Raw genomic sequence first — 23,841 nt, 5'->3', positions numbered from 1 at the left:
CTAGCCCCCCATCCGGGATTCGATCCGCGCCACCATCTCGGCCGGGACGCGGTCCTGCGCAAGCTGGTCGAGGATGCGGGCCTTGGCCTCGGCCGGCATCGCGACGCTGGCCTCGACGAAGGCGACAAGGCGGGCGCGGCGGTCGGGATCGAGTTCGAGCATCTCGTCGGGCGACGCCGCGGGGCGCGCGGCAGAGGCCTGTTCACCCGAACCGGCGGGATCGAAGACGCGCACGCGTATGCCCGCCCCCAGAAGCGGAGTGCGTTCGGCGACGACGCGCGCGCCGGCAAGGTCTCCGGCAAGGCCCCTGGCGGGCACAAGAACCGTGTCGCCCTGTCGGCGCAAAATCGCGACCGGAACGGCCTCGAGCCGGTCGTCGGGGCCCACGACCAGCGCCTCGCCCGCCGCCGACACGGCCGAGGCCGGCAGCACGGCCACGCTGTCAAGCGGTGGCTCGGCCACGATGACCGAGACGAAGTCGCCCGGCCGGAACCCCGGCGCGGGATCGAGCGTTGCGTATAGCAGCCGCCCGGTCTGGCCATCGCCCGCAGCGGCGCTTTCGCGGGTGACCCTGCCGGCCACGGTCAGGTCAAGTCCCAGCACGTCAAGCGCCACGGTCACCGGCAACCCCGCCACCTGCCCGTCCGGGCCGGAAAGGCGGGCATATTGCGCCGTCGAGACGCGGAACGCGACCTCGAGCGCGGTCGGATCGACCAGTTCGCCCAACCGCTCGTTCGCATTGACCAGTCGTCCCTCGACCAGGCTGACATCGTTCAGGATGCCGTCGAAGGCCGCGAAGACCTCGGTTTCTGCCAGGCGCCGCTCGGCCTCGGCCAGCGCGATGCGGCGGCGATCCACAGTGGTTTCGGCCTGCTCGATGCGCGCTTCCGCCTGCGCCAGCCCCTGGCGCGCCGCAAGAACCGCCTGACGCGCGGCCGAGGCGGCGAGTTCGGCGGTTTCGACGGCGGCGTCGGTGCCGACTGCGCGGCCCAGAAGATCGCGCTGACGTTCAAGCGCGCGCTCGCGCAGCACCGCCTGTTCCCCGGTGGCGGCCAGTGCGTCGCGCGCAAGCTCGAGCGCGCGGCGGGCGTCGGCAAGATCGGCCTCGGCCTCGCGCAGGTCGACGTTGGCCACATCGCGGGCGGACCGGGCCGAGAACGGGTCGATGCGCAAGAGAAGGTCGCCCGCGCGCACCGCGCCGCCATCCTCGAAGCGGTCCGACAGTTGGATGACCTCGCCCCCGGCAGCCGCCCGCAGCTCGAGCCGCCGGCGGCTTTGCACCTCGCCGAAGACCTCGATCACCGGGGTGACGGTTTCGGGTCGGACCTCGACCACGTTGACGGCAAAGACACGTTCGCGCGCCGGGACTGCCCCGGGGTCCTGGGCCCAGCGCGCTTCAAGCGCACGCCAGACGCTGCTGCCCGCCAAGGCAAGCAGCCCGACGGTGAGGGCCAGAAGAAAGACGCCGGTCAGCGACCGGCCGAGAAATCGCATCCGCCGTTGTCCTCGGTCAAACCGCAGCAGCAAAGGTAATGGCGAGGGCTGGAGGCACCAAGCACAACTCCGTTACGCGCGGGGCGGTCATTTCCGTCGCCGGTGTTCGTCAAGGCGGGGAAGAATCTCGACGAAATTGCAGGGGCGGTGACGATAGTCGAACTGCCAGACAAGGATTTCGTCCCAGGCGTCGCGGCAGGCGCCCGGGCTGCCGGGAAGCGCGAAAAGGTAGGTGCCGTTCGCGACCCCGCCGCAGGCGCGCGACTGCACCGCCGAAGTACCGATCTTCTGCATCGAGACGATGGTGAAGACGGTGCCGAAGGCCTCGATTTCCTTCTCGTACACGTCACGGTGGGCTTCCACGGTCACGTCCCGCCCGGTCAGGCCGGTGCCGCCCGTGGTCAGCACGACGTCGATCGCGGGATCGTCTGCCCAGGCGCGCAGCTGGTCGGCGATTTCGCCCCGCTCGTCGGGCAGGATGGCGCGCGCGGCAAGGATGTGACCCGCCTCGGCGATACGGTCGGCCAGCGTCTGGCCGGACTTGTCGTCCCCGATCGTGCGGGTGTCGCTGACCGTGAGCACGGCGAAGCGGACGGGGATGAAGTCCTTTGTCTCGTCGATGCGGCTCATGCGCGGGCAGCCTCCCATCCGACGCGGGCGGCAAGCGCCGCGAAAAGCCCGGCTGTGGTCAGCCGCAGGCCCCGCTCGGCCCGTGGATTGCGAAGAAGCCTGCGGCCCAGCCCGCCCGAAAACGTGCCGACAAGAGCGTTCACGACGAAGCCGCCGGTGGCGATCACCGCGCCACAGGCGAGGAACTGCGGCAGGACGGGCCGCGCGGGGTCGATGAACTGCGGCAGCAGGGCAAGAATGAACAGGATCACCTTGGGGTTTGAAAGATTGACGATCAGCCCGTCGCGGAAGGCCCGCGCCGGGCGGGCGGGCGGCGCCGAAGCCAGAGCCAGCGGCGTGCGCAAGGTCTTCCACGCGAGCCAGGCGAGATAGGCCGCGCCGATCCACCGGATCGCACCGAAGACCCAGGGAAAGGCGGCGATCAATGCGCCAAGACCAAGGCCTGCCAGAAGGACGTGGATCATCGATCCGGTCGAGATCCCGGCCGAAGCGGCGATCGCGGGCCGCGGCCCGCCCTTCATGCCCTGCGCGAAGCAAAACATCATGTCCGCGCCGGGCGTCAGGTTCAGCGCAAGCGCCACCGGCACGAAGGCGAGGAACAGCACGGGATCGATCATCGCGCCTCTCTCAGTCTGGCCTGAAGCATCAGAAGGTCGGCCCAGGCCTCGCGCTTGGCATGGGGGGTGCGCAGCAGATAGGCCGGGTGGAACATCGGCAGCACGGGCTTTCCCAGCGCCGTGTCCCACGCGCCACGCAGCCGGGTGATCCCGCGCCGGCCGAGAAGACCCTGGCAGGCGTGGTTGCCCATCGCGACGATCACGTCGGGATCGGCCAGTTCGACATGCCGGCGCACGAAGGGCATCATCATCGCGATTTCCTCGGGGGTCGGGTCGCGGTTCTGCGGCGGGCGCCAGGGCAGCATGTTGGTGATGTAAATCGCGCGTTCGGCGTCCGGGCTTGCCCGGTCAAGACCGATGGCCGCGAACATCTGGTCAAGAAGCTGCCCTGCCCGGCCCACGAAGGGCAGGCCCTGCAGGTCCTCGTCGCGGCCCGGCGCCTCGCCCACGATCATCACCCGCGCCGCCGGATTGCCGTCGGCAAAGACAAGGTTGCGCGCACCACGCTTAAGGTCGCACCGGTCATAGGCGGTCAGCGCCTCGCGCAGGGCGGCAAGGTCGGGGGCGGCGGCCGCCATCGCCCGCGCCTCGGCGACCGGATCGGCCTCGGACGGGGCGACGTGCCCAAGGGAGTCCACCGCCGATCCTTCGAGCGCGGACTGCGGGGGCATCGTCCGCGGCGGCGACATCGCTTCGGGCAGGTCAAGCCGGTTGACGGGCACGTCCCCGATGGCCTCGTCCGCGCCGAGTTCAATCTGCCATTCCAGAAGGGCGAGCGCCGAGTGAGTCTCCATCGGCGGCAAACCTAGGATGCGGGGGGATCGAGCGCAATCGAGCATGCAGGCCCGACAGGTTACGCCCTTCGACCGACAGGGATCCCGGCGCAGCCCTGATCCCCGACGGGCGGGGCGGCCTCAGTTCAGGTGCTGCGGCTGACGCTCGGCCCGCGTGGATCGCCTTGTCGGCGGGGGCAGGTCGTGCGATCCGACCTGCGTAGCCTCGGCAAGCGCGGACCGGACCGCGGCCTCGTCCGGCAGCCGTCGTGCGGCGGCCTGCAGGACACTCACCGCGAAATCGACCTGGCCAAGCCGGATCAGGACGCGTCCGACAAGCGACGGAAGCTTGCGCTGGTCGGGAACCCTGCGAAGCAGCGGCGCATAGGCCTCGGACACCTCGTTCCAGGTCCTGTACTCGCGCACGAGCGCGCGTCCGAGACGAACCCATGTCTTCAGCGACGCGGGTTTGCGCTCGAGACAGGCTGCGAAGGCGCGGCAGGACGACGCGGTGTCGCCCATTCTGGCGGCCACGATCCCCTGCATGTATCGCGCGCTCATGTCGCTCGGGTCGGCCTGAAGGACCTGTTCATAGGCGCTCATGGCCGCGGCGCTGTCTCCGCCGCAGTGGAATTCGGCCGCGCGACGCCTCACGTAGTGCAGGCAGCGCCTGTCGAGGGTTCCGCCAAGATTTCCGCCGCTCTTGGTGCTGATCAGAAGCGACCGGATCCGGCCTTCGTCAGAGCAGAAGGTGTACTTGTAGGGCTCGTTGCCGCGCAGGAAGTCGTATCTTCCGATGCCCCGGGAAATCGCATGTCGAATGGCATAGGAATGCAGGACAAGCCCCGTGGGCGGACCCTTGAACGCCTCGTCCCGTGCGCCGATGTAGAAATTGTAGGCCTTCTTCTCCTCGTCGACCAGAATGCCCAGCGTGCAGAGCGGGCGGTCTTCGTGCCAGAGCATCGGCATGAAGAGCGTCCCGGTCTCCTGCGCGTGCGCAAGCATGCGCCGCAGGCTTTTCTGGATCGCGCCGAGGCGCTGCCCCTTGTTCTGCGCCCATCTTTCCGTCCACAGACGGATCAGGATGTCGAGGTCGCGCTCGAACGTCTCGTCCGTGGTGTGCGTGAAACGGAAGCTGTCGGACCCTTCGACCTGACGCAGGAAGCGCCGGATCTTCTGCCGTGTGTTCGAACTGACCTTCCGGGCGAGGAAGTCGTCCCAATCGGCGGAAAGCGTGGCGTAGGGACAGACGCCGTTCTCGGTGCCGTCAGGATTGCGCGTGCTCAGATGCTTGAGGTCCACGACTTCGGACGAGAAGCGCTGCAGGAACAGGCGCGTGCGCCGGTCGGACGCCGCGAAGTTGAGAAGCCGCAGGCGTCTCCAGCGCAGTCGTCCCAGCATTGCCGCGAAGGCGGGAATGGCCTCGTCCTCGGCTTCGGGCCGGCAGATGAAACCGGTGTAGTCCGACGTGAAGTTCCCGCAGAGATTCAGCTCGTTATGAAAAAGCCCGTTGTCGCGTTCGGTGTTGAGGCGGATCGGGAGAAAGGCGTCGTAACCGGCATCATCCTTCGCGGATCGCGCCGCCAGCACGAAGCTACCTTGACCGGCCCCGCGCGGCGAGCCGAACAGCCAGTCGAACGACAGGAAATAGTTCGCCTCGGGATCGGCGCGATAGACTGCGAGCCATGCCTCCCTCAGTGCGGCGATCGCCTGTCGTCCTTCGATCAAATCGACATGCACCAATACACTCTCCACGCGGCAATGATCGCGGGGTACGGCACCGAGTATAGCAAACTCTGCCGAGAATTCCCGGTTTTCTGTCGTCAGAGGGCCGCATCACTGCGGGACACGGGCATCAGGCGGCAGGGCGAGGGCGAGATCGACCCGAGATCCTTCCGGGCCACAGTCATGTCCGGCACGAGGTCAGCGCCGTCCCGGGTGACGGGAAATGCTTGTCGCCCCCCTGCGCCCTTCCTATAAGCGGCTGCAATCGGGGATCTCTGCCATGACCTTCCGCGCGACGCATCTTCTTGGGATCGAGGGGCTGGGCCAGGACGAGATTCAGGAAATCCTCGACCTTGCGGACCAGTACGTCGACTTCAACCGCGGGCCGGTGAAGCACTCCGACAGGCTGGGGGGCCGCACCCAGATCAACATGTTCTTCGAGGCCTCGACCCGCACGCAGGCGTCGTTCGAGATCGCCGGCAAACGTCTGGGCGCGGACGTGATGAACATGGGCGTGCAAGCCAGTTCGGTGAAGAAGGGCGAAACCCTGATCGACACCGCGCTGACGCTGAACGCGATGCGGCCCGATCTTCTGGTGGTGCGGCATCCGCACTCGGGCGCGGTGGCGCTTCTGGCGCAGAAGGTCAACTGCGCCGTTCTCAACGCCGGCGACGGGCGCCATGAACACCCGACCCAGGCGCTGCTCGACGCGCTGACGATCCGCCGCTCGAAGGGGCGGCTGCACCGGCTGTCGATCGCGATCTGCGGCGACATCGCCCATTCCCGCGTGGCGCGGTCGAACATTCTTCTGCTGGGGCGGATGGAAAACCGGGTGCGGCTGGTCGGCCCGCCCACCCTGATGCCGTCGGGCGCGCAGGACTGGGGCGTCGAGGTGTTCGACGACATGTCCGAAGGGTTGCGGGACGTCGACGTCGTGATGATGCTGCGGCTTCAGAAGGAACGCATGGACGGCGCCTTCATCCCGTCGGAACGCGAATACTACCACCGCTACGGCCTTGACGCCGAGAAGCTCGCCCATGCCAAACCCGACGCCATCGTGATGCACCCCGGCCCGATGAACCGGGGGGTCGAGATCGACGGGACGCTGGCCGACGACATCAACCGCTCGGTCATCCAGGACCAGGTCGAAATGGGCGTGGCGGTGCGCATGGCCGCGATGGATCTTCTGATGCGCAATCGCGAAGCACGCCCGGGGGCGATCTATGCCTGATCGCGTGCGCGCCCGCTTCGGCCCCGACCGGCGCATCTATCTGCGCGACCATGCCATCATGGCCGTGGCGGCCTCGGCGGCCATGGCGGCCCTTCTCTGGGCGGTGGGCAATACCGACGTCTGGGTGGCTTTCGTGGCCGCGCCGCTCGCCATCGCGGTGCGGGGGGCCTACCTTGCCTCGGACGAGCTGGCGGTCGTCTGGGAGCTTACCGACGCCGCGCTGAACGGGCCCGGGCGCACGGTGCCCCTGACCCAGATCGAGACGGTGCGCGCACTGGGCAGCGCGGCGCAGGTCGTGACGCGCGGCGGCGACAAGCACCTGATCAAGTACCTGGCCGACCCGAAGGGCGTCGCGGCCCGGATCAAGGGGGAACTCCGGTGAGCGGACGCATGGCCTTCCTGAACGCGCGCCTGATCGATCCCGAGGCCGAGGACGAAGCGCGCGGCCACCTCCTGGTCGAGAACGGCGTGATCGCCGGGGTCGAAACCGGCGCGGCGCCCACCGGCGACTTCACGGTCTTCGACTGCGGCGGCAAATGCCTTGCGCCGGGGATCGTGGACATCGGGGTGAAGGTTTCGGAACCGGGCGAGCGGCACAAGGAATCCTTCCGCTCGGCGGGGCGCGCTGCGGCGGCGGGCGGTGTCACCACCATGGTGACGCGGCCCGACACGACGCCCGCCATCGACACGCCCGAGACGCTGGAGTTCGTGATGCGCCGCGCGAACGACGCGGCGGCCGTGCGCGTGCTGCCGATGGCGGCGCTGACGAAGGGCCGGCAGGGCCGCGAGATGGTCGAGATCTCGTTTCTCCGGGACGCGGGGGCGGTCGCCTTCACCGACTGCGACGCCGTCGTCGAAAGCACCAAGGTCCTGTCGCGCTGCCTGACATATGCCGGCGCGCTTGGCGCGCTGGTGATCGCCCATCCCCAGGACCCCGGGCTTTCGGCCGGCGCGGCGGCGACCAGCGGGAAGTTCGCCTCGCTCAAGGGTCTTCCCGGCGTCTCGCCCATGGCCGAACGCATGGCGCTTGACCGCGACCTGGCGCTGGTCGAGATGACGGGCGCGAAGTACCACGCCGACCAGATCACCACCGCGCGCGCCCTGCCCCGCCTGGAACGCGCCCATGACAAGGGCCTCGACATCACGGCGGGGGTGTCGATCCACCACCTGACGCTGAACGAGATCGACGTCGGCGACTATCGCACCTTCTTCAAGGTGAAGCCGCCGCTGCGCGCCGAGGACGACCGGCTGGCGGTGGTCGAGGCGGTGGCGAGTGGCCTGATCGACATCATCTCGTCCATGCACACGCCGCAAGACGAGGAATCGAAGCGCCTGCCCTTCGAAGAGGCCGCCTCGGGCGCGGTGGCGCTCGAGACGCTGCTGCCCGCCGCGCTCAGGCTCTGGCACGCCGGCCAGATCGGCCTGCCGCGCCTTTTCCGCGCGATGACGCTGAACCCCGCGCGGCGCCTTGGTCTTGACGGCGGACGGTTGCGCAGGGGCGCGCCGGCGGACCTGATCGTGTTCGACCCGGACGTGCCCTACATCCTCGACCGCACCACCCTGCAGTCGAAGTCGAAGAACACGCCCTTCGACGGGGCGCGGATGCAAGGCCGCGTCATCGCCACCTTCGTGGGCGGGCGGCAGGTCTTCGGAGCGGCCGCATGATCGTCCCCGACCTGACGTCCCCGCCGCTGGCGCTGATCGCCGTGGCCCTTTTCGGGTATCTGCTGGGCAGCATTCCCTTCGGCGTCGTCGTCACCCGGGCGATGGGGCTGGGCGATGTCCGCCAGATCGGGTCGGGCAATATCGGCGCGACGAACGTCCTGCGCACCGGCAACAGGCTGGCCGCCTTCCTGACCTTCGCTCTCGACGCGGCGAAGGGCGGGGTCGCGGTGCTGATCGCGCGCGCTTCCCTGGGCGAGGACGCGGCCCAGGTCGCGGGCGGCTTCGCCTTCCTCGGCCATCTCTTCCCGGTCTGGCTGGGGTTTCGGGGCGGAAAGGGCGTGGCGACGTTCATCGGCACGGTGCTTGCCCTGAACCCCGCGATCGGACTGGCGGCCTGCGCGACCTGGCTTGCCGCGGCGGCGCTGTCGCGCATCTCGTCGGTCGGGGGGCTGGCCGCGGCCGCGCTTTCTCCGGTCTGGGCCTGGCTTCTGGGCGACCCGCAGACCATCGCGCTGCTCGTCGGACTGACAGTGTTGATTTACATCCGCCATGCGGCGAACATCCGTCGTATTCTCGACGGCACCGAACCGCGGATCGGCAAAAAGACATAGGGAACGCTCACATGGGATTTCAGGACGCGATACGATCGGTCTTCAGCAAATACGTCACCATTTCGGGCCGCGCATCGCGGTCTGAATACTGGTGGTGGTTCCTCTTCGTCGTCATCGGCCAGGTCATCCTCGGCGGCATCGACAGCGCGCTCTTCGGGGCCGGCCCGGACAGCCCTGGCCTGCTCGCCGGGCTCTTCAGCCTGGCCATCCTTCTTCCGTCGATCTGCGTCGCCGGCCGCAGGCTGCATGACCGCGACATGTCGGCCTGGTGGCTGCTGCTTGGGCTCATCCCCGTGATCGGGTTCCTCGTGCTGCTCTACTTCTACGTGACCAAGGGCACGGACGGCCCGAACCGCTTTGGCCCCGACCCGCTCCGCCCCGGATCAGGCGACTTCGGCGGCGACGCGTTCGCCCGCTCGTCGATACCGCCGTCCGGTCGGTGAGCGTCGACCCCGCCTTTCTCGCGGCCTTCGACGCCCTGCCCATCGGTGGCTACGGCGGCACCTACGGCGGCCGCCGCTACCGCGTGACGAAAAGCACCTATTCCTCGGGGCGCAGCCAGAAACTCGTGGCCGAGGAACTGGGCGGCGCGGACTATATCAGTCTCAACCTCTACCGCCTGTCCGACGGCGCGGCGATCCTGAAGCCGTGCGAGATGGCCGAGGACAAGGTCGTGGCCTTCGTGCTTGGCGTGACGGCAGACTGAGGCGCGGCCTTCGCGCGTCCATCGACCCGCAAATATCCTCGGGGGAGCGCGAGGGGGCAGAAAGCCCCCTCGCCCGCGCCCGCTTCAGGTCAATAACTGTATTCCGCGAAGACGCGCGTGACGTCGCCGTTCCAGTCGCCCACGAAGCGCGCAATCAGTTCGTCGGCGGGCGTCTGCCCGGTCTCCACGCTTTCCTTCAGGGCATTGAGGAAATGCGTCTCGTCCGGCACCAGCCCGCCCGCACCCGGCATCGCGCGGGCCTTAAGGCCAGCCTCGGCAATTGCCACGACCTCGCGCGCGAGATCGCGCATGCTGACGCCATTGACGGTCGCGGCGAGGGCGTCGACCGACGCGGCGACACGCAGCTCCTGCCGAAACTCGGGCGTCCAGCCCTTCGCCAGGTCCCAGGCCGCGTCGAGGGCGCTCTGGTCGTAGATCAGCCCTACCCACAGCGCCGGCAGCGCGCAGAGCCGCCGCCAGGGGCCGCCATCGGCCCCGCGCATCTCGATGAATTTCTTGACGCGCGCCTCGGGGAAGATGGTGGTCAGGTGATCGGCCCAGTCCGACAGGGTCGGGACCTCGCCCGGCAGTGCGGGCAACTCGCCCTTGAGGAAATCCCGGAAAGACTGGCCCAGCGCGTCAATGTAACGCCCGTCGCGATAGACGAAGTACATCGGCACATCGAGCGCGTAGTCGACCCAGCGTTCGAAGCCGAAGCCATCCTCGAACACGAAGGGCAGAAGCCCGGTGCGCGCCGGATCGAGATCGCGCCAGACTCGGCTGCGCCACGACTTGTGACCGTTGAGCTTGCCCTCGAGGAAGGGCGAGTTGGCGAAGAGCGCGGTCGCAACGGGCTGCAGCGCAAGCGCCACGCGCAGCTTCTGCACCATGTCCGCTTCCGACGAGAAGTCGAGGTTCACCTGCACCGTGCAGGTGCGGTACATCATCGTCTTTCCCATCGACCCGACGCGATCCATGTAGTCGGTCATCAGCCGATAGCGCCCCTTGGGCATAACGGGCATGTCCTCATGCCGCCAGTGCGGCGCGGCACCAAGGCCGATGAAGCCCACGCCGATGCGGTCGGCCACGGATTTCACCTCGCGCAGGTGTTCGTTCACTTCGTCGCAGGTCTCGTGAATGGTGCGCAGGGGCGCGCCAGACAGTTCAAGTTGCCCCCCGGGTTCAAGGCTGACATTGGCGCCGTCCTTCTGGAGGCCGATGATGTGGCCGGCCTCGAGGATCGGGTCCCAGCCATAGGCGTCGCGCAGGCCCTCGAGCACCGCCTTCACCGAGCGCGCGCCCTCGTAGGGCAGGGGACGCAGCGTGTCCTTGCAATAGCCGAACTTCTCGTGCTCGGTGCCGATCCGCCAGTCCTCGCGCGGCTTGCAGCCGCTTTCGATATAGGCCGCCAACTGGTCGCGGGACGTGATCGGCCCGCCGCCTGACTGTGGGATGGACATGTCTGTGCGGCTCCGCGCCTGATCGTTCCTGCCCCTGACCTGTCGCCCAAACGGGCGAAAGTCAATGCACGAGGACGGGACCGCGCTGCCAGACCGTCACGCGCTGCGAGGGGTTGCGTTCAAGCTTCTGAAGCATCGCCTCGGTCTGCAGGCCGGGCAGCCCCGAGAACACGTCGAACAGCGCCTCGGCCCCGACCGCGTCGACCGGGATTCGCAACGCTTCGCCCAGCGTGCCGGTGACGACCCAGGCCGGGGTCTCGGCGCCGGGGTCAAGCTCGACCGAGACGAGGTCCTGCACCGAAACCGTGCCGCCGTCATGCGGGCCGAAATAAGTGACCTGCCCTTCCAGAACCTGCACAAGACCCGGCCCCTCGCCGCCGCGGCGGAAGCGGGCGCACTGGATGCCGGCCACCGCCAGAAGCGCGCCCCCGACCATCAGAACGATCCCCAGGATCCACAGAAGCCCCATCGCGGTCGAGAACCACAGAAAGCCAAGCGCGGCCGCAGCCAGGCCGGCCAGCGTCTCGCGCCAGCGGTTCAGCTTTCGCGCCAGTTCGGGTCTGATGAAGCTCATCCGCCTGCGGGCCGCTGCCGTTTCCATCGCAAGGACTGTAGGCAAACCCCGACGACTTGTCACCGATCGCCGCGCGGGGTCGGCTTCGATCCGCCGGGCACTCCGCCCTTCATCTCCGCCAGTCGCCGACCGCGCTTTGCCACAGCGTGATGGCGGCGACCGCGGCGGTGTCGGCGCGCAGGATGCGCGGGCCAAGCGCCAGCGACACCGCCTGGGGCAGCGCGGACAGGCGGCCGCGTTCGTCGTCGGAGAAGCCGCCTTCCGGGCCGATCAGAACCGCGGCGGGGGCGCCGGTCAGGACCGCGCGCGGATCGGTCGCGGCGCCCGCGCGGGCCTCGTCGCAGAAGACAAGCTGGCGCCCGGCGGGCCAGCCGGACAGGACACGGTCAAGCGGCGCAAGGTCGGCCACCTCGGGGACGAAGGTCGCGCCGCATTGCTCGGCCGCCTCGACCGCATGGGCCTGAAGCCGGTCGCGGCGGATGCGCTCGGCGTTGGTGAAGCGCGTGCTCACCGGCTGAATCCGCGCCACACCCAGTTCCACCGCCTTCTCGACGATGAAGTCGGTGCGCGCCTTCTTGATCGGCGCGAAGAGAAGCCAGAGGTCCGGCGGATCAAGCTGCGGGCGCGTCCGCTCCTGCACCGTGACGGCGCCGGCGCGCTTTCTCGCCTCGGTCACTTCGGCCAGCCATTCGCCGTCGCGCCCGTTGAAGACAAGAAGCGCGTCGCCCGCGCCGCGGCGCATCACGGCGAAAAGGTAATGGGCCTGATCCGGTCTCAGGGGAACGGTTTGCCCCGGGCTGAAATCATGGTCTAGAAAGAGCCGGATCTTCCCCTCACCCATGGATGCCCCCCGATGTCCAAGACCACCGATACACCTCAAGGACAGGTGGCCGACGCGGTCAAGGGCAATTGGGTCGACACGCTGGCTCCCGCGCCCTTGCGCCCCTACCTGCGGCTCAGCCGCGCCGACCGGCCGATCGGGACCTGGCTTCTGCTTCTGCCATGCTGGTGGGGTCTGTTCCTTGCCTCGGCATCAACCGGGCGCTTCGGCTGGCACGACGCGTGGATCTTCACGGGCTGCGCGATCGGGGCGGTGCTCATGCGCGGGGCGGGGTGCACCTGGAACGACATCACCGACCGGGATATCGACGGCGCCGTGGCGCGGACCCGGTCACGCCCCATCCCTTCGGGTCAGGTCAGCGTGCGACAGGCCCTGGTCTGGCTGGTGATGCAGGCCCTTCTGGCCTTCGCGATCCTGCTGACCTTCAATCTGAACGCCATCCTTCTGGGCATCCTGTCGCTTGTGCCGGTGGCGGTCTATCCCTTCGCCAAGCGCTTCACCTGGTGGCCACAGGTCTTCCTGGGGCTTGCCTTCAACTGGGGGGCGCTTCTGGCCTGGACGGCGCACACCGGAACGCTGGGCTGGCCGGCTGTGATCCTGTACCTGTCGGGCATCGCCTGGACGCTGTTCTACGACACGATCTATGCACATCAGGACCGCGAGGACGACGCCCTGATCGGCGTCAGGTCGACCGCGCGGCTGTTCGGCGCCGACACCTATCGCTGGATGCGCCGGTTCCTTGTCGCCACGGTCAGCCTGATGGCGGTGGCGGTGATTCCGGCACTTGTGCCGGGGGGCAATGCGCTTGCGATGGCGCTGGCCCTTGGGGGCGCATGGGCCTTCGGCTGGCACATGGCCGCGCAAATCCGGCACCTTGATATCGACGACTCCGAGGTCTGCCTGAGGGTCTTCCGGTCGAACCGAAACGCCGGGCTGATCCCTGCGCTGTTTCTTGCCGCTGCCGCCGCGGTATGATTGCACCCCGCACGGACGCGTCATAAGAACGGCGGCGATGGCGCGCTATCGCAAATCCCTTCGACTGTCGTCCTATGTCCCGGCTGCCGGGGCAATGGCCGCGGCCTGCGTGGTCTGCCTGATCGCGGCGGGCTCGGCCGTGACCGCGATCGAACGGGCCAGTCAGGCCGACGTGCAGCGCGTGCTGACGGTCGATGGTCACGACTGGGTCGACGTCACCGTCGACGGGCTGATCGTGGGCCTTGGCGGCACCGCCCCGGACGAGGCGACGCGCTTTCGCGCCCTGACCGTGGCGGGCACCGCGGTGGATGCCGCGCGCATCGTCGATCAGATGTCGGTCAGCCATCCCGATCCGATCGAGCCACCGCGCTTTTCGATCGAGATCCTGCGCAACGACGACGGCATCGCCCTGTTCGGTCTTATCCCCGAGGCGATGGACCGCGCCGCGCTGATCGAGCGCGCCGGCCAGATCGCGGGGGGCGGCACCGTCACCGACTTGATGGAGACCGCCGACTTCCCCCAGCCGCAGGGCTGGCGGCAGGCGGTGGACTATTCGATGGATGCGCTGGCGCAATTGCCGCGCTCGAAGATCTCGGTCGCGGCCGACCGGGTGGCGATCACGGCGACGACCGAAAGCACGCAGGTCAAGCGGCGCACAGAGACGCAGCTGGCCAGCCTTGCGCCGCAGGGCGTGCGGCTTGACCTCAACCTGTCGGCGCCACGCCCGGTGATCGCCCCCTTCACGCTGCGCTTCATCATCGACGAGGACGGCCCGCGATTCGACGCGTGTTCGGCCGACACCGATCAGGCGCGCAACCGCATCGTGGCGGCGGCACGCGAGGCCGGGCTTGAAGGAACGGCGCTTTGCACGGTCGGGCTTGGCGTGCCTTCGACGCGCTGGGCCGAGGCCGCCGAACGGGTGATCCTTGCGCTCAGGGAGATCGGTGCCGGGTCGGTGACGATGTCGAACGCCGACATCACGCTGGTCGCCGCCGACACGACCCCTCAGGACGTTTTCGACCGGGTGGTGGGCGAGCTCGAGAACCGCCTGCCCGATGTCTTTGCGCTGTATTCGGTGTTGCCCGAACCCGTCGAGATTGACGGAACCGGCGACAGCCTGACGATCCCCGAATTCGTCGCCACGAAATCGCCCGAAGGCCTTGTGCAACTGCGCGGCCGGATCACCGATGAACGCGCCCGCGACGCGGTGGAGAGCTTCGCCAAGGCGCGCTTCGGCACCGCCAGTGTCAGCCCCGCGACCCGGCTTGACGAGAACCTGCCCGAGGGTTGGCCGATCCGCGTGCTTTCGGGTCTCGAGGCGCTGTCGCTGCTCAACAACGGCGTGCTTGTCGTGCAGCCCGATTTCCTGAGCATCCGCGGCATCACCGGCGACGAAGGGGCGCCGGCCGAGATCTCGCGGCTTCTGTCCGAGCGGCTGGGCGAAGGCGCCGATTACGGGCTTGAGATCAGCTATGACCCCGCGCTTGACCCGGTTGCCGCCCTGCCCACGCCCGACGAATGCGTGACGCGGATCAACCGGGCGCTTGCGGACAGGAAGATCACCTTCGCCCCCGGCTCGACCGAGATCGAGGCCGAGGCGATGGAGACGATCGACAAGGTGGCCGAGCTTCTTCGCGAATGCCAGCAGGTCAGGATGGAGATCGGCGGACATACCGACAGCCAGGGCCGCGAAGAGATGAACCTGCAACTCAGCCAGGCCCGGGCCGACGCCGTGCTGAACGCGATCATGGCGCGGCGAGTGCTGACGTCGAACCTGACGGCCAAGGGATATGGCGAAGAGAAGCCGCTCGAGTCGAACGAGACCGAGGCCGGACGGGAAGCCAACCGGCGGATCGAGTTCACGCTGGCCGTGGCCGGGAATGCGGCCGGAGGAGAAGGCGCCGCGGGCGACCCGGACGCAGGGACAGGGGCCGACGCAGAGACAGACGCAGGGGCCGGCGATGGCACGGCCGAGGCGGCGGTTGCCGAGGGCACGGACACCGATACGGACACGGAAAGCGATACGGACAGCGAGGCGGAGACCACGGAATGAACCGCAACGAATTCATCCTTGCGACCGCCGCGATCCTGTTCGTGGCGTTCCTGGTCGGCTGGTTCGCGCACTGGCTGATCTCGCGCATGTCGCGGGTCAGCCAGGCGGATCTGAGCGAACTCGACAAGATGGCGCAGGCGCTGCACGAAGCCGAAGAGACGCGCGACCAGGCGATCACCTACCTGCAGCAGCGCGAAGCCGAGATGACCAACCAGCTGGCCCAGACCGAAGCCGAACTGCGCGCCGCGATGGACGGGCTGCGCGAGGCGCGGCACGAGGCCGAGGAATTGCGCGCCCACATAGACCGGATCAGTCAGACGACCTGATCGACCAGCGTCCCAGCGCCGCTTCGTCGTCGTCCGTCGCGTCGACCCAGGTCGCGTCGCCGCCGCGGTACTCTTTCTTCCAGAACGGCGCGCGGGACTTGAGATAATCCATCAGGAACTCGGCCGCCTCGAAGGCGGCCCGGCGGTGGCGCGCGGCCGTGGCGACCATCATGATGGCCTCGCCCGGCAGAAGGCGACCGTGGCGGTGAATGACAAGGGCATCGGCAAGGTCCCAGCGGCGCGTCGCCTCGGCCACGATTCCAGCGATCGCGCGTTCGGTCATGCCGGGGTAATGCTCGATCTCCATCGCGCTCAGCCCGCCGGTGTCACGCACGAGGCCCGAGAAGGTGACGACCGCGCCCTCGGACCTGCGGCCGGTGACGAAGTCGTCAAGCTCGCGGCCCATGTCGAAGGGCGCGGACTGGACGCGGACGCCCATCAGCCGCCCGTCATCGGCGGGAAGAAGGCCACTTCGCGCACACCATCGAGCGGGGCGTCGAAATCTGCGAGATCCTGATCCAGCGCCACCCGGACCGACGCCATGTCCGCGAAGGCCGCGGCGTGCCGCTCGTCGATGGCGCGCAACTCGTCCACGAGATCCGACACGGTCGCGGCCTCGGTCGCGATCCGTTCGCGGCCGGTGCCGATCCGTTCGCGCAGCCAGGCGAAATAGAGAACGTCGATCATCGTTCTTCCTTCAGGTGAGGCAGCGCCTTTCGGAAGTAGTCAAGGCCGGTCAGCAGCGTCAGCACGGCGGCGACCCACAGAAGCGTCACCCCGGCCCACCAGGTCAGCGAGGTCCACGTCAGCGCGCGTTCCAGCCCCAACTCGTCGGCGACTTCGCCCGCCAGCACGGCCTTGGTCATCTCGGGACCAAGGCCGTAGCTGACCACCATCGCGTGATGTTCGAACACGCCCTTGGCGAAAAGAACGGCGATCGCGACCATCTGCGCCGTGGTCTTCCATTTGGCAAGCTTGGTGACCTTCAGCGTGCCGGCGGTGTCGCCCAGAAACTCGCGCAGGCCGCTGACGAAGACCTCGCGGAAAAGGATGAAGGTGGCGGGCAGCAGGATCCAGGGGTCCATCACCTCGCGCCCGAACGAGCTGAGGCCGACGATGACACACAGCGCGATCACCACCATCGCCTTGTCGGCGATCGGGTCGAGCATGGCGCCGAACTTGGTTTCCTGCTTCCACGACCGGGCCAGGCGGCCGTCGATCCAGTCGGTCAGCGCGGCGCCAATGAACAGCACAAGCGCGAACCAGTCCGCCCAGGGACGGGCGAAGTAAAGGAACATCACCGCAACGCCGGGCGCCGCCAGAAGGCGAAGGACGGTCAGGATGTTCGGTATGGTCCAGATCATGGGCGAAGTCCTAGCGCGTCGCGCGGGAAACGTCAGCCCTTGTCGTGAAAGTGGTCGTAGATGGCCTCGGCCATGGCGTCGGAAATTCCCTCGACCGCGGTCAGGTCCTTCAGGCTGGCCCGGCTTACCGCCTTGGCGCTGCCGAAGTGCGCCAGAAGCGCGCGCTTGCGCGCGGCGCCGACGCCGGGCACCTCGTCAAGCGGTGTCGCGCCGACGGCCTTGGCGCGCTTCGCGCGATGCGCGCCGATGGCGAAGCGGTGCGCCTCGTCGCGCATCCGCTGCACGAAATAGAGCACGGGGTCGTTGTGGCGCAGTGCGAAGGGGCGCTGACCGGGGCGATGGAATTCCTCTTTCCCCGCATCGCGGTCGACGCCCTTGGCGACGCCGACCATGGCGATGTCCTCGACCCCCAGTTCGACCATGATCTCGTGCACGGCGCCCACCTGCCCTGCCCCGCCGTCGATCAGAAGAAGATCGGGCCAGGCATCGCTGTCGCGGTCGGGGTCTTCCTTGAGAAGACGCTTGAAGCGCCGCGTCAGCACCTCCTTCATCATGCCAAAGTCGTCGCCGGGGGTCAGTTCTTCGCCCCGGATGTTGAACTTGCGATACTGGCCCTTCTGGAATCCGTCGGGACCAGCCACGATCATCGCGCCGACCGCGTCGGTGCCCTGGATGTGCGAGTTGTCGAAGACCTCGATCCGGCGCGGCGAACCGTCAAGGCCGAAGGCTTCGGCCAGACCGTCGAGCAGCCGTGTCTGGGTCGCGGACTCGGCCATACGGCGGGCCAGGCTTTCGCGGGCGTTGCGCAGGGCGTTGGCGACAAGCTCGTGCTTCTCGCCCCTCTGCGGCACCAGAACCTCGACCTTGCGCCCGGCTTTCTGCGACAGCGCTTCGGCCACGAGGTCGCGATCCTCGATATCGTCGGACAGCAGGAGTTGCCGGGGCGGGTCGCGGTCGTCGTAGAACTGGCCGATGAAGGCCTGCAGCACCTCGGCGGCCTCGGCCCCGGACCCGGTGCGCGGGTAGTAATCGCGGTTGCCCCAGCTTTGGTTGGCACGGATGAAGAAGACCTGAACGCAGGCCTGCCCGCCTTCCATGTGAAGCGCGATCACGTCGGCCTCGGCCACGCCCCGCGGATTGATGCCCTGCGTGGCCTGCACCTGGGTCAGGGCCCGGATGCGGTCGCGCAGCGCGGCGGCGCGTTCGAATTCCATCGCCTCGGACGCCTCTTGCATCTGGTGCGCGAGGTCGCCCTGGATGCGGGTGCTTTTGCCTTGCAGGAACGCCTCGGCGTCGGCGACGAGGGCGGCATAGCCCGCCTTGTCGATGTAGCCGACACAGGGCGCGCTGCAGCGCTTGATCTGATACAGCAGGCAGGGCCGCGTGCGGCTTTCGAAGGTCGCGTCCGAGCAGTTGCGCAGCAGAAAGACCTTCTGAAGCTGGTTCAGCGTCCGGTTGACCGCGCCCGCGCTGGCAAAGGGGCCATAGTAGCTGCCCGGTTCGGACTTGCGCCCACGGTGCTTCTTGATCTGGGGAAACGCGTGCGCCTTCGAAACCAGGATGTTCGGAAACGACTTGTCGTCTCGCAGCAGCACGTTGTAGCGCGGCTTCAACTGCTTGATCAGGTTTTGCTCGAGCAGCAGCGCCTCGGTTTCGGTCCGTGTCGTGAGGAACATCATCGACGCGGTTTCCGCGATCATGCGCGCAATCCGGGGGCTGTGGCCCGCGGGGCGCGCGTAGTTCGAGACCCGGGCCTTCAGGTTTCGCGCCTTGCCCACGTAAAGGACCGCGCCCTTGGCATCGAGCATCCGGTACACGCCGGGACTGGCCTCGAGCCGTCGCAGGTAGGCACGGATGCGCTCGTGCCCAGTGACCGGGGCGCGGCCATTTCCCCCGGTTGTATCGGCAGGACGTTCGCTCTCCTTTGGGTTGTCTTGGTCTGCAGTCATTTCTGCCTGTCTGATTCCCGCTTCTGGCTGCAATCTTATGGCTGTGGGGGCAAGAGGAAAGCTGTCCCCCAAATCTGTGGAAAACTCTGCGGAAAACCTTTGGGGCGGCCGAAAAATCCGTTGAATTCGGGCCGCTTCGTCGGCTTGCCTATTTTTTGGGCGCCGGCATAAGCCATTGAAATCTCATAAAAGAATTCTGACTGGCCAGCAAATACCTGAAAACATTAAAGGATTCGTAACGGCATTGTGAAGGCCCCCGCCAGGGTGAACAAGTCAAGCGGCAAGCCCTGCAAACAGCCGAAAAATCACTCGACTCCAAGCACATCCGGGGTCCGCCACCCCAGATGCTGCCCGCCGTCGATGCACAGCAGCTGACCGGTCACGGCCCGCGCATCGAGGAAGTAGTCGAGGGCGTGAACGATGTCCTCGGGCGAGGACCCGCGCTGCAACACCGTCGCGCGGCGCTGATCGGTGAAATGCTGTTCGCTCTGGCGCGCGCCGCGCATCGTCGGACCGGGGCCGATGGCATTGACGCGCACGCGCGGCGCCAGCGCCTGGGCCGCGGTGCGGGTGAAGGCCCACAGGCCCATCTTCGCGATCGTGTAGCTCATGAACTCGGGCGTGAGCTTGCGCACCCGCTGGTCGATCATGTTGACGACCAGGGCCTGGGCAAGCGGTTCCTCGCGCGGGGCCTCGATCAGCGGGTCGGGTGCTGCCTCTGCGAAGCGCTGGGTCAGGACCACCGGCGCGCGCAGGTTCGATTCCATGTGCCGGTCCCAGCTTTCCCGCGTGCCGCTGCGGATGTCGTCATGTTCGAAGATCGAAGCGTTGTTGATCAAGACGGTAAGCGGGCCACCCAGGGCCTCGGCCGCGGCCGGGACAAGCGCCTGGGTCGCGGCCTCGTCCAGCAGGTCGGCCTGAAGGGCATGGGCGATGCCGCCGGCGGCGCGGATCGCGTCCACCACCTCTTCTGCGGCAGCGCGCGAGGCGTTGTAATGCACCGCGACCGCCTGCCCGCGCGCGGCCAGACGCAGCGCCATGGCCCGGCCAAGCCGCGTGCCGGCGCCGGTCACAAGGGCCCGCCCGCCGGTCATGCCACCACCAGCCAAAGATAGACCGCGTAAATCGCGATGAAGGCCACACCCCACAGTCGAGTCATGTCGAGGCTCCTCGAAAAGACGAAAGGCGCAATCAGAACCGAAACCCCCAGCATCACCCAAAGGTCGAAGCGCAGGAATTCCGGCGGCACGGCGATCGCGCCGAACAACGACGCCACCCCGATGATCCCCATCAGGTTGAACATGTTCGACCCGATCACGTTGCCAAGGGCCACGTCGGCCTGGCGGCGAATGGCGGCCATGACCGTGGTCGCAAGTTCGGGCAGCGAGGTGCCGATGGCGACAAGCGTCAGCCCGATCGCCGTTTCGCTGACCCCGATCGCGCGGGCGATGTTGATCGAGCTGTCGACCAGAAGATCGGCACCAAGCGGCAGACCCACGAGGCCAAGCCCGAGAAAGACGAGGATCTTCCACCACGGCATGTCAGGGTCCGCACCTTCGAGGTCGTCATCCCCGTCATCGCCTTCGGCCGCGTCGTTTGCTGTGCCGTTGCGGCGGTGGGCCAGCGCCTCGCGCCCCTGATCGACCAGGATCGCGGCGAGGACCGCCAGCATGACCAGCCCGTGGACCCACGTGATCGGACCGATGAAGCAGACGCCGATGAAAAGGACCGACGCCCCAAGCATCGTCAGATAGCTCTTGATCGGCGCGCTGCGGCTGGTGGCAAGGCCCGAGATGATCGCGGGAATGCCCAGCACCAGAAGGATGTTCGCAGTGTTCGACCCGACCACGTTGCCCAGCGCGATCCCGGGCGAGTTCTGCAGGACCGCCTTGATCGAAATCAGAAGCTCGGGCGCCGAGGTGCCGAAGGCGACGATCGTCAGGCTGACCAGAAGTGCGGGCACGCCAAGCCGAAGCGAGACGTTGACCGCGCCCCGCACAAGGGAGTCGCCGGCAAGCAGAAGGATCACGAGGCCGAGCGCGGCAAGGATGAAATCCATCCGCTCAGGCCCCCTTTCCGCAGGCGCAGGGGCCCTTGCCGATGCGATGGCGGCCGCAGCGCGGGCATTTGCCCGACGATATCTTCGGATTGCCACGCTTCAGCTTGCCGTAGACGGCGAGCGCAAGCATCGCGACAAGGAAAAGGACGACCGCCTGGATCATGCGTCAGAGGCCGAAGCGGGCATAAAGCGCGCGTTCCTCGACCTGGGCCATGGCCTCGGCCAGAAGGGTCGAGCCGAAGCGCGCGAAGATCGGCCGGCGCTGCTGGTAGACCATGAAGCGCACCTTGTCGCCGAAGACTTCCTTCATCTTCGGAACAAGATGGCCGACGCCGTCGCTCAGCCCGACGTCGCACGATTTGCCGCCCACCCAGACCTCGCCGGTGAACAGATCGCCTTCGGCAAGTTTCGCACCGCGGCGGTCCTTCACATGGGCGATGAAGCCCTGGTGGATCTGTTCTTGCAGGTCCTTCAGGCGCTTCACGTCCTCGGGTTTTTCGGGCTGGAACGGGTCAAGCATGCTCTTAGAGGCGCCGGCGGTATAGACCCGGCGCTCGACCCCGTGACGGGCGATGAAATCGGTAAAGCCGAAGCCGGCGGAGATGACGCCGATCGACCCGACGATCGAGTTCGCGTCGACCCAGATCTCGTCCGCGGCGGCGGCGATCCAGTAACCGCCCGAGGCGGCCACATCCTCGACGAAGGCATAGACCGGCACGTCCTTTTCGTCGGCCAGTCGGCGGATCCGCGCGGCGATGAGCGAGGATTGCGCGGGGCTTCCGCCGGGCGAGTTCAGCACCAGCGCGACGGCGTCGGGCTTGCCCTTGCGAAAGGCCTTCTCGATCACCGGGGCAAGCCCCGCGTCGTTCAGGGCACCGCCGCGGCCGACGGCGGCGATCACGCCCTGCAGGCGCAGGACGGCCACCCGGGGCCCGGTCTTGAGAAAGGGGATGAAGCGCCTCATGGGCGGTCATGTAGGCGGCGCCCCGGGGGCCAGCAAGGCAAGGCTTGAATTCCGTCCGAAGTGTTGCGTATGCGCCCCGCGCGCAGCGCACGCCAAGACGCGAAACGAATTGAATTCGCCGCGGTCGTGGATAGGGTGCCGCAGGCCTGCGGCTGCGGGCCACCCAGTGCGGCAGGCGTGATCGAAGGGAACGGGCGATGGCGGAATGGTGGCGGGGCGCGACGGTCTATCAGATCTATCCGCGGTCCTTTCAGGACACGACCGGAAACGGCATTGGCGACCTTCCCGGCATCACCCGAAGGCTGGGTCATGTCGCCTCGCTTGGCGTCGACGCGATCTGGCTGTCGCCCTTCTTCGCCTCGCCCCAGGCCGACATGGGCTACGACGTGTCGGACTACAAAGGTGTCGATCCGCTCTTCGGGACGCTTTCGGACTTCGACGCGCTTGTCGGCCGCGCCCACGACCTGGGCCTGAAGGTCATCATCGACCAGGTGCTGTCGCACACGTCCGACAAGCACCCCTGGTTCATCGAAAGCCGCGCCTCGCGCAGCAATCCCAAGGCCGACTGGTACGTCTGGGCGGCGCCCCGGGCGGACGGCACGGCCCCGAACAACTGGCTGTCGCATTTCGGCGGACCGTCCTGGGAATACGAGCCCCGGCGCGGCCAGTACTACATGCACAACTTCCTGTCGAAGCAGCCCGACCTGAACTTCCACAATCCCGAAGTTCAGGAGGCGATCCTCGATGCCGTGCGCTTCTGGCTCGAGCGCGGGGTCGACGGGTTCCGGCTGGACACGGTGAACTACTACTTTCACGACCCGCTTCTGCGCGACAATCCGGTCTTGCCGCAGGGCGAGCACGAGATGGCTTCGGGCACCTATGCCATGCAGGACCACATCCACGACAAGACCCGGCCCGAGAACATCGCCTTCCTGCAGCGCCTGCGCGCGCTGACCGACCGGTATCCGGACCGGATGCTGATCGGCGAGGTGGGCGAATCCGACCGTGCGGTGCAGGTCATGGCCGACTACACGCGCGGCAACGACCGGCTGCACATGGCCTACAGCTTCGACATGCTGGGCCCGCGCTTCTCGCCCGCGCATTTCCGGCGCGTGATCGGGGAATTCCTGACCGGCGCCCCCGATGGCTGGCCAAGCTGGAGTTTCTCGAACCACGACGTGGTGAGGCACGTCACGCGCTGGGCGGCACATGCCCGCGACGCGGATGCGCTGGCCAAGCAGGCGATCGCGCTTCTGACCAGCTTCCCCGGGACGCTGGGCATCTATCAGGGCGAAGAGCTTGGGCAGACCGAGACAGAGCTGACCTATGACGAACTGACCGACCCGCCCGGCCTGCGCTTCTGGCCCGAGAACAAGGGCCGTGACGGCTGCCGCACCCCGATGGTGTGGGAGGCCGACGCGCCCAACGCGGGCTTTTCGTCCGCCAGGCCCTGGCTGCCGGTGAAGCCGCCGCAGGCCGCGCGCGCGGTCGACCGGCAGGAAAGCCATCCGCAGTCGGTGCTTGCCGCCTACCGCGCGCAGCTTGCCTTTCGAAAGTCGCGCCCCGAGCTGATGTTCGGCACGACGCGTTTTCTCGACCTCGGGTCGACCGTGCTGGGGATCGAGCGGGCGAAGGACGGGGCGCGGCTGCTGTGTCTGTTCAACCTGTCGCCCGACCGCGCGCGGCTGCGACTGTCGGGCGGGGCCGCCCCGGTCGGCCCGTCGCAGTCCGTCGAGGTGGGGGCCGGGGCCATCACCTTCGGCCCCAACGGCTTTGTCTTTCTTGACGCCGGCGACGGCGTGTCGGTGGCCGCCTGACCGACGG

26 protein-coding genes are annotated in these 23,841 nt (G+C 67.8%); 10 read left to right on the top strand and 16 right to left on the bottom strand.

The window, feature by feature from the left end; genetic code table 11:
* The 5 genes from ACRDNQ_RS11545 to ACRDNQ_RS11525 form a co-directional block, all read right to left on the bottom strand.
* Entirely contained in the window at positions 1 to 1,494 is a 1,494-nt protein-coding gene (locus ACRDNQ_RS11545; protein WP_431828794.1) for an efflux RND transporter periplasmic adaptor subunit, read from the bottom strand.
* An 87-nt stretch (positions 1,495 to 1,581) separates the two neighbouring features.
* On the bottom strand, positions 1,582 to 2,124 hold the full coding sequence (moaB, locus tag ACRDNQ_RS11540) for a molybdenum cofactor biosynthesis protein B (RefSeq protein ID WP_431828793.1): 543 nt from the start codon (positions 2,122 to 2,124) through the stop codon (positions 1,582 to 1,584).
* Positions 2,121 to 2,741, bottom strand: a complete 621-nt coding sequence (locus ACRDNQ_RS11535; protein ID WP_431828792.1) for a LysE family translocator — start codon at positions 2,739 to 2,741, stop codon at positions 2,121 to 2,123. The genes moaB and ACRDNQ_RS11535 overlap by 4 nt, the downstream gene beginning before the upstream one ends.
* Positions 2,738 to 3,535 carry a uracil-DNA glycosylase gene (locus ACRDNQ_RS11530; protein ID WP_431828791.1) on the bottom strand — a complete coding sequence of 266 codons (798 nt, stop codon included), beginning with the start codon at positions 3,533 to 3,535 and terminating at the stop codon, positions 2,738 to 2,740. Before ACRDNQ_RS11530 ends, ACRDNQ_RS11535 begins: the two co-directional genes overlap by 4 nt.
* A 120-nt stretch (positions 3,536 to 3,655) precedes the next feature.
* Positions 3,656 to 5,254 carry a GNAT family N-acetyltransferase gene (locus ACRDNQ_RS11525; RefSeq protein ID WP_431828790.1) on the bottom strand — a complete coding sequence of 533 codons (1,599 nt, stop codon included), beginning with the start codon at positions 5,252 to 5,254 and terminating at the stop codon, positions 3,656 to 3,658.
* A gap of 265 nt (positions 5,255 to 5,519) precedes the next feature.
* On the opposite strand from ACRDNQ_RS11525, the gene ACRDNQ_RS11520 reads away from it, so the two are divergent.
* From ACRDNQ_RS11520 to ACRDNQ_RS11495, 6 genes are read left to right on the top strand one after another with little or no spacing between them, the layout of a single operon-like run.
* A complete protein-coding gene (locus ACRDNQ_RS11520; protein WP_431828789.1) occupies positions 5,520 to 6,470 on the top strand; it encodes an aspartate carbamoyltransferase catalytic subunit in 951 nt (316 codons plus the stop codon).
* A complete protein-coding gene (locus ACRDNQ_RS11515) occupies positions 6,463 to 6,852 on the top strand; it encodes a hypothetical protein (protein ID WP_431828788.1) in 390 nt (129 codons plus the stop codon). Before ACRDNQ_RS11520 ends, ACRDNQ_RS11515 begins: the two co-directional genes overlap by 8 nt.
* Before the next feature lie 8 nt (positions 6,853 to 6,860).
* Positions 6,861 to 8,135 carry a dihydroorotase gene (pyrC, locus tag ACRDNQ_RS11510; protein ID WP_431829118.1) on the top strand — a complete coding sequence of 425 codons (1,275 nt, stop codon included), beginning with the start codon at positions 6,861 to 6,863 and terminating at the stop codon, positions 8,133 to 8,135.
* A complete protein-coding gene (gene plsY / locus ACRDNQ_RS11505) occupies positions 8,132 to 8,746 on the top strand; it encodes a glycerol-3-phosphate 1-O-acyltransferase PlsY (protein WP_431828787.1) in 615 nt (204 codons plus the stop codon). Before pyrC ends, plsY begins: the two co-directional genes overlap by 4 nt.
* Before the next feature lie 11 nt (positions 8,747 to 8,757).
* Positions 8,758 to 9,189, top strand: coding sequence for a DUF805 domain-containing protein (locus ACRDNQ_RS11500; protein ID WP_431828786.1), 432 nt, complete (start codon positions 8,758 to 8,760; stop codon positions 9,187 to 9,189).
* Positions 9,186 to 9,452, top strand: a complete 267-nt coding sequence (locus ACRDNQ_RS11495; protein ID WP_431828785.1) for a hypothetical protein — start codon at positions 9,186 to 9,188, stop codon at positions 9,450 to 9,452. Before ACRDNQ_RS11500 ends, ACRDNQ_RS11495 begins: the two co-directional genes overlap by 4 nt.
* Positions 9,453 to 9,541: 89 nt before the next feature.
* Here the strand turns inward: ACRDNQ_RS11495 and ACRDNQ_RS11490 are convergent, their stop codons facing one another.
* From ACRDNQ_RS11490 to ACRDNQ_RS11480, 3 genes are all read right to left on the bottom strand, one after another.
* Positions 9,542 to 10,912, bottom strand: a complete 1,371-nt coding sequence (locus ACRDNQ_RS11490; RefSeq protein ID WP_431828784.1) for a glutamate--cysteine ligase — start codon at positions 10,910 to 10,912, stop codon at positions 9,542 to 9,544.
* A gap of 61 nt (positions 10,913 to 10,973) precedes the next feature.
* The gene (locus tag ACRDNQ_RS11485; RefSeq protein WP_431828783.1) at positions 10,974 to 11,486 is read right to left on the bottom strand and encodes a hypothetical protein; all 513 of its coding nucleotides are present in this window, start codon (positions 11,484 to 11,486) and stop codon (positions 10,974 to 10,976) included.
* A 109-nt stretch (positions 11,487 to 11,595) separates the two neighbouring features.
* Positions 11,596 to 12,327: a 16S rRNA (uracil(1498)-N(3))-methyltransferase gene (locus ACRDNQ_RS11480; protein WP_431828782.1), complete on the bottom strand. Its 732-nt coding sequence runs from the start codon at positions 12,325 to 12,327 to the stop codon at positions 11,596 to 11,598.
* Positions 12,328 to 12,339: 12 nt separating this feature from the next.
* On the opposite strand from ACRDNQ_RS11480, the gene ubiA reads away from it, so the two are divergent.
* Genes ubiA through ACRDNQ_RS11465 form a run of 3 tightly spaced genes read left to right on the top strand, consistent with a single transcriptional unit; the run spans position 12,340 to position 15,681 of the window.
* Positions 12,340 to 13,302, top strand: a complete 963-nt coding sequence (gene ubiA, locus ACRDNQ_RS11475; RefSeq protein ID WP_431828781.1) for a 4-hydroxybenzoate octaprenyltransferase — start codon at positions 12,340 to 12,342, stop codon at positions 13,300 to 13,302.
* Positions 13,303 to 13,339: 37 nt separating this feature from the next.
* Positions 13,340 to 15,355, top strand: a complete 2,016-nt coding sequence (locus ACRDNQ_RS11470) for an OmpA family protein (RefSeq protein ID WP_431828780.1) — start codon at positions 13,340 to 13,342, stop codon at positions 15,353 to 15,355.
* Positions 15,352 to 15,681, top strand: coding sequence for a hypothetical protein (locus tag ACRDNQ_RS11465; RefSeq protein ID WP_431828779.1), 330 nt, complete (start codon positions 15,352 to 15,354; stop codon positions 15,679 to 15,681). The genes ACRDNQ_RS11470 and ACRDNQ_RS11465 overlap by 4 nt, the downstream gene beginning before the upstream one ends.
* Here ACRDNQ_RS11465 and ACRDNQ_RS11460 read toward each other — a convergent pair.
* From ACRDNQ_RS11460 to ACRDNQ_RS11425, 8 genes are all read right to left on the bottom strand, one after another.
* Positions 15,665 to 16,120: a molybdenum cofactor biosynthesis protein MoaE gene (locus ACRDNQ_RS11460; protein WP_431828778.1), complete on the bottom strand. Its 456-nt coding sequence runs from the start codon at positions 16,118 to 16,120 to the stop codon at positions 15,665 to 15,667. The two genes, ACRDNQ_RS11465 and ACRDNQ_RS11460, sit on opposite strands and share 17 nt — an antisense overlap.
* Positions 16,120 to 16,368, bottom strand: a complete 249-nt coding sequence (gene moaD, locus ACRDNQ_RS11455) for a molybdopterin converting factor subunit 1 (protein ID WP_431828777.1) — start codon at positions 16,366 to 16,368, stop codon at positions 16,120 to 16,122. Before moaD ends, ACRDNQ_RS11460 begins: the two co-directional genes overlap by 1 nt.
* Entirely contained in the window at positions 16,365 to 17,045 is a 681-nt protein-coding gene (gene pgsA, locus ACRDNQ_RS11450; RefSeq protein ID WP_431828776.1) for a CDP-diacylglycerol--glycerol-3-phosphate 3-phosphatidyltransferase, read from the bottom strand. The genes moaD and pgsA overlap by 4 nt, the downstream gene beginning before the upstream one ends.
* Before the next feature lie 32 nt (positions 17,046 to 17,077).
* Entirely contained in the window at positions 17,078 to 18,994 is a 1,917-nt protein-coding gene (gene uvrC / locus ACRDNQ_RS11445) for an excinuclease ABC subunit UvrC (RefSeq protein ID WP_431828775.1), read from the bottom strand.
* Positions 18,995 to 19,299: 305 nt separating this feature from the next.
* Positions 19,300 to 20,088 (bottom strand): SDR family oxidoreductase, encoded by a 789-nt coding sequence (locus tag ACRDNQ_RS11440; protein ID WP_431828774.1) that lies wholly within the window; start codon positions 20,086 to 20,088, stop codon positions 19,300 to 19,302.
* Positions 20,085 to 21,053 (bottom strand): calcium/sodium antiporter, encoded by a 969-nt coding sequence (locus ACRDNQ_RS11435; protein WP_431828773.1) that lies wholly within the window; start codon positions 21,051 to 21,053, stop codon positions 20,085 to 20,087. Before ACRDNQ_RS11435 ends, ACRDNQ_RS11440 begins: the two co-directional genes overlap by 4 nt.
* Positions 21,054 to 21,057: 4 nt before the next feature.
* Positions 21,058 to 21,216, bottom strand: coding sequence for a hypothetical protein (locus ACRDNQ_RS11430; RefSeq protein WP_431828772.1), 159 nt, complete (start codon positions 21,214 to 21,216; stop codon positions 21,058 to 21,060).
* A gap of 3 nt (positions 21,217 to 21,219) precedes the next feature.
* The gene (locus ACRDNQ_RS11425) at positions 21,220 to 22,017 is read right to left on the bottom strand and encodes a S49 family peptidase (RefSeq protein WP_431828771.1); all 798 of its coding nucleotides are present in this window, start codon (positions 22,015 to 22,017) and stop codon (positions 21,220 to 21,222) included.
* A 197-nt stretch (positions 22,018 to 22,214) separates the two neighbouring features.
* Here ACRDNQ_RS11425 and ACRDNQ_RS11420 point away from each other — a divergent pair, with 197 nt between their 5' ends.
* The gene (locus tag ACRDNQ_RS11420; RefSeq protein WP_431828770.1) at positions 22,215 to 23,834 is read left to right on the top strand and encodes an alpha-amylase family glycosyl hydrolase; all 1,620 of its coding nucleotides are present in this window, start codon (positions 22,215 to 22,217) and stop codon (positions 23,832 to 23,834) included.
* Positions 23,835 to 23,841: the final 7 nt, after the last annotated feature.

The organism is Saliniferula longa (assembly GCF_050789285.1).
Taxonomy (GTDB): Bacteria; Pseudomonadota; Alphaproteobacteria; order Rhodobacterales; family Rhodobacteraceae; genus CAVPWP01.
This window is presented reverse-complemented; position numbering and strand designations above follow the sequence as displayed.

Excerpts from the sequence above, each read along its gene's own strand:
- moaD (WP_431828777.1), bottom strand. The coding sequence starts at position 16,368 with ATGATCGACGTTCTCTATTTCGCCTGGCTGCGCGAACGGATCGGCACC.
- ACRDNQ_RS11470 (WP_431828780.1), top strand. The coding sequence starts at position 13,340 with ATGGCGCGCTATCGCAAATCCCTTCGACTGTCGTCCTATGTCCCGGCT.
- ACRDNQ_RS11485 (WP_431828783.1), bottom strand. The coding sequence starts at position 11,486 with ATGAGCTTCATCAGACCCGAACTGGCGCGAAAGCTGAACCGCTGGCGC.
- ACRDNQ_RS11425 (WP_431828771.1), bottom strand. The coding sequence starts at position 22,017 with ATGAGGCGCTTCATCCCCTTTCTCAAGACCGGGCCCCGGGTGGCCGTC.
- ACRDNQ_RS11500 (WP_431828786.1), top strand. The coding sequence starts at position 8,758 with ATGGGATTTCAGGACGCGATACGATCGGTCTTCAGCAAATACGTCACC.
- pyrC (WP_431829118.1), top strand. The coding sequence starts at position 6,861 with ATGGCCTTCCTGAACGCGCGCCTGATCGATCCCGAGGCCGAGGACGAA.
- pgsA (WP_431828776.1), bottom strand. The coding sequence starts at position 17,045 with ATGATCTGGACCATACCGAACATCCTGACCGTCCTTCGCCTTCTGGCG.
- uvrC (WP_431828775.1), bottom strand. The coding sequence starts at position 18,994 with ATGACTGCAGACCAAGACAACCCAAAGGAGAGCGAACGTCCTGCCGAT.
- ACRDNQ_RS11435 (WP_431828773.1), bottom strand. The coding sequence starts at position 21,053 with ATGGATTTCATCCTTGCCGCGCTCGGCCTCGTGATCCTTCTGCTTGCC.
- ACRDNQ_RS11515 (WP_431828788.1), top strand. The coding sequence starts at position 6,463 with ATGCCTGATCGCGTGCGCGCCCGCTTCGGCCCCGACCGGCGCATCTAT.
- ACRDNQ_RS11530 (WP_431828791.1), bottom strand. The coding sequence starts at position 3,535 with ATGGAGACTCACTCGGCGCTCGCCCTTCTGGAATGGCAGATTGAACTC.
- ACRDNQ_RS11440 (WP_431828774.1), bottom strand. The coding sequence starts at position 20,088 with ATGACCGGCGGGCGGGCCCTTGTGACCGGCGCCGGCACGCGGCTTGGC.
- ACRDNQ_RS11465 (WP_431828779.1), top strand. The coding sequence starts at position 15,352 with ATGAACCGCAACGAATTCATCCTTGCGACCGCCGCGATCCTGTTCGTG.
- ACRDNQ_RS11520 (WP_431828789.1), top strand. The coding sequence starts at position 5,520 with ATGACCTTCCGCGCGACGCATCTTCTTGGGATCGAGGGGCTGGGCCAG.
- ACRDNQ_RS11430 (WP_431828772.1), bottom strand. The coding sequence starts at position 21,216 with ATGATCCAGGCGGTCGTCCTTTTCCTTGTCGCGATGCTTGCGCTCGCC.
- plsY (WP_431828787.1), top strand. The coding sequence starts at position 8,132 with ATGATCGTCCCCGACCTGACGTCCCCGCCGCTGGCGCTGATCGCCGTG.
- ACRDNQ_RS11535 (WP_431828792.1), bottom strand. The coding sequence starts at position 2,741 with ATGATCGATCCCGTGCTGTTCCTCGCCTTCGTGCCGGTGGCGCTTGCG.
- ACRDNQ_RS11460 (WP_431828778.1), bottom strand. The coding sequence starts at position 16,120 with ATGGGCGTCCGCGTCCAGTCCGCGCCCTTCGACATGGGCCGCGAGCTT.
- moaB (WP_431828793.1), bottom strand. The coding sequence starts at position 2,124 with ATGAGCCGCATCGACGAGACAAAGGACTTCATCCCCGTCCGCTTCGCC.
- ACRDNQ_RS11490 (WP_431828784.1), bottom strand. The coding sequence starts at position 10,912 with ATGTCCATCCCACAGTCAGGCGGCGGGCCGATCACGTCCCGCGACCAG.
- ACRDNQ_RS11420 (WP_431828770.1), top strand. The coding sequence starts at position 22,215 with ATGGCGGAATGGTGGCGGGGCGCGACGGTCTATCAGATCTATCCGCGG.
- ubiA (WP_431828781.1), top strand. The coding sequence starts at position 12,340 with ATGTCCAAGACCACCGATACACCTCAAGGACAGGTGGCCGACGCGGTC.
- ACRDNQ_RS11480 (WP_431828782.1), bottom strand. The coding sequence starts at position 12,327 with ATGGGTGAGGGGAAGATCCGGCTCTTTCTAGACCATGATTTCAGCCCG.
- ACRDNQ_RS11545 (WP_431828794.1), bottom strand. The coding sequence starts at position 1,494 with ATGCGATTTCTCGGCCGGTCGCTGACCGGCGTCTTTCTTCTGGCCCTC.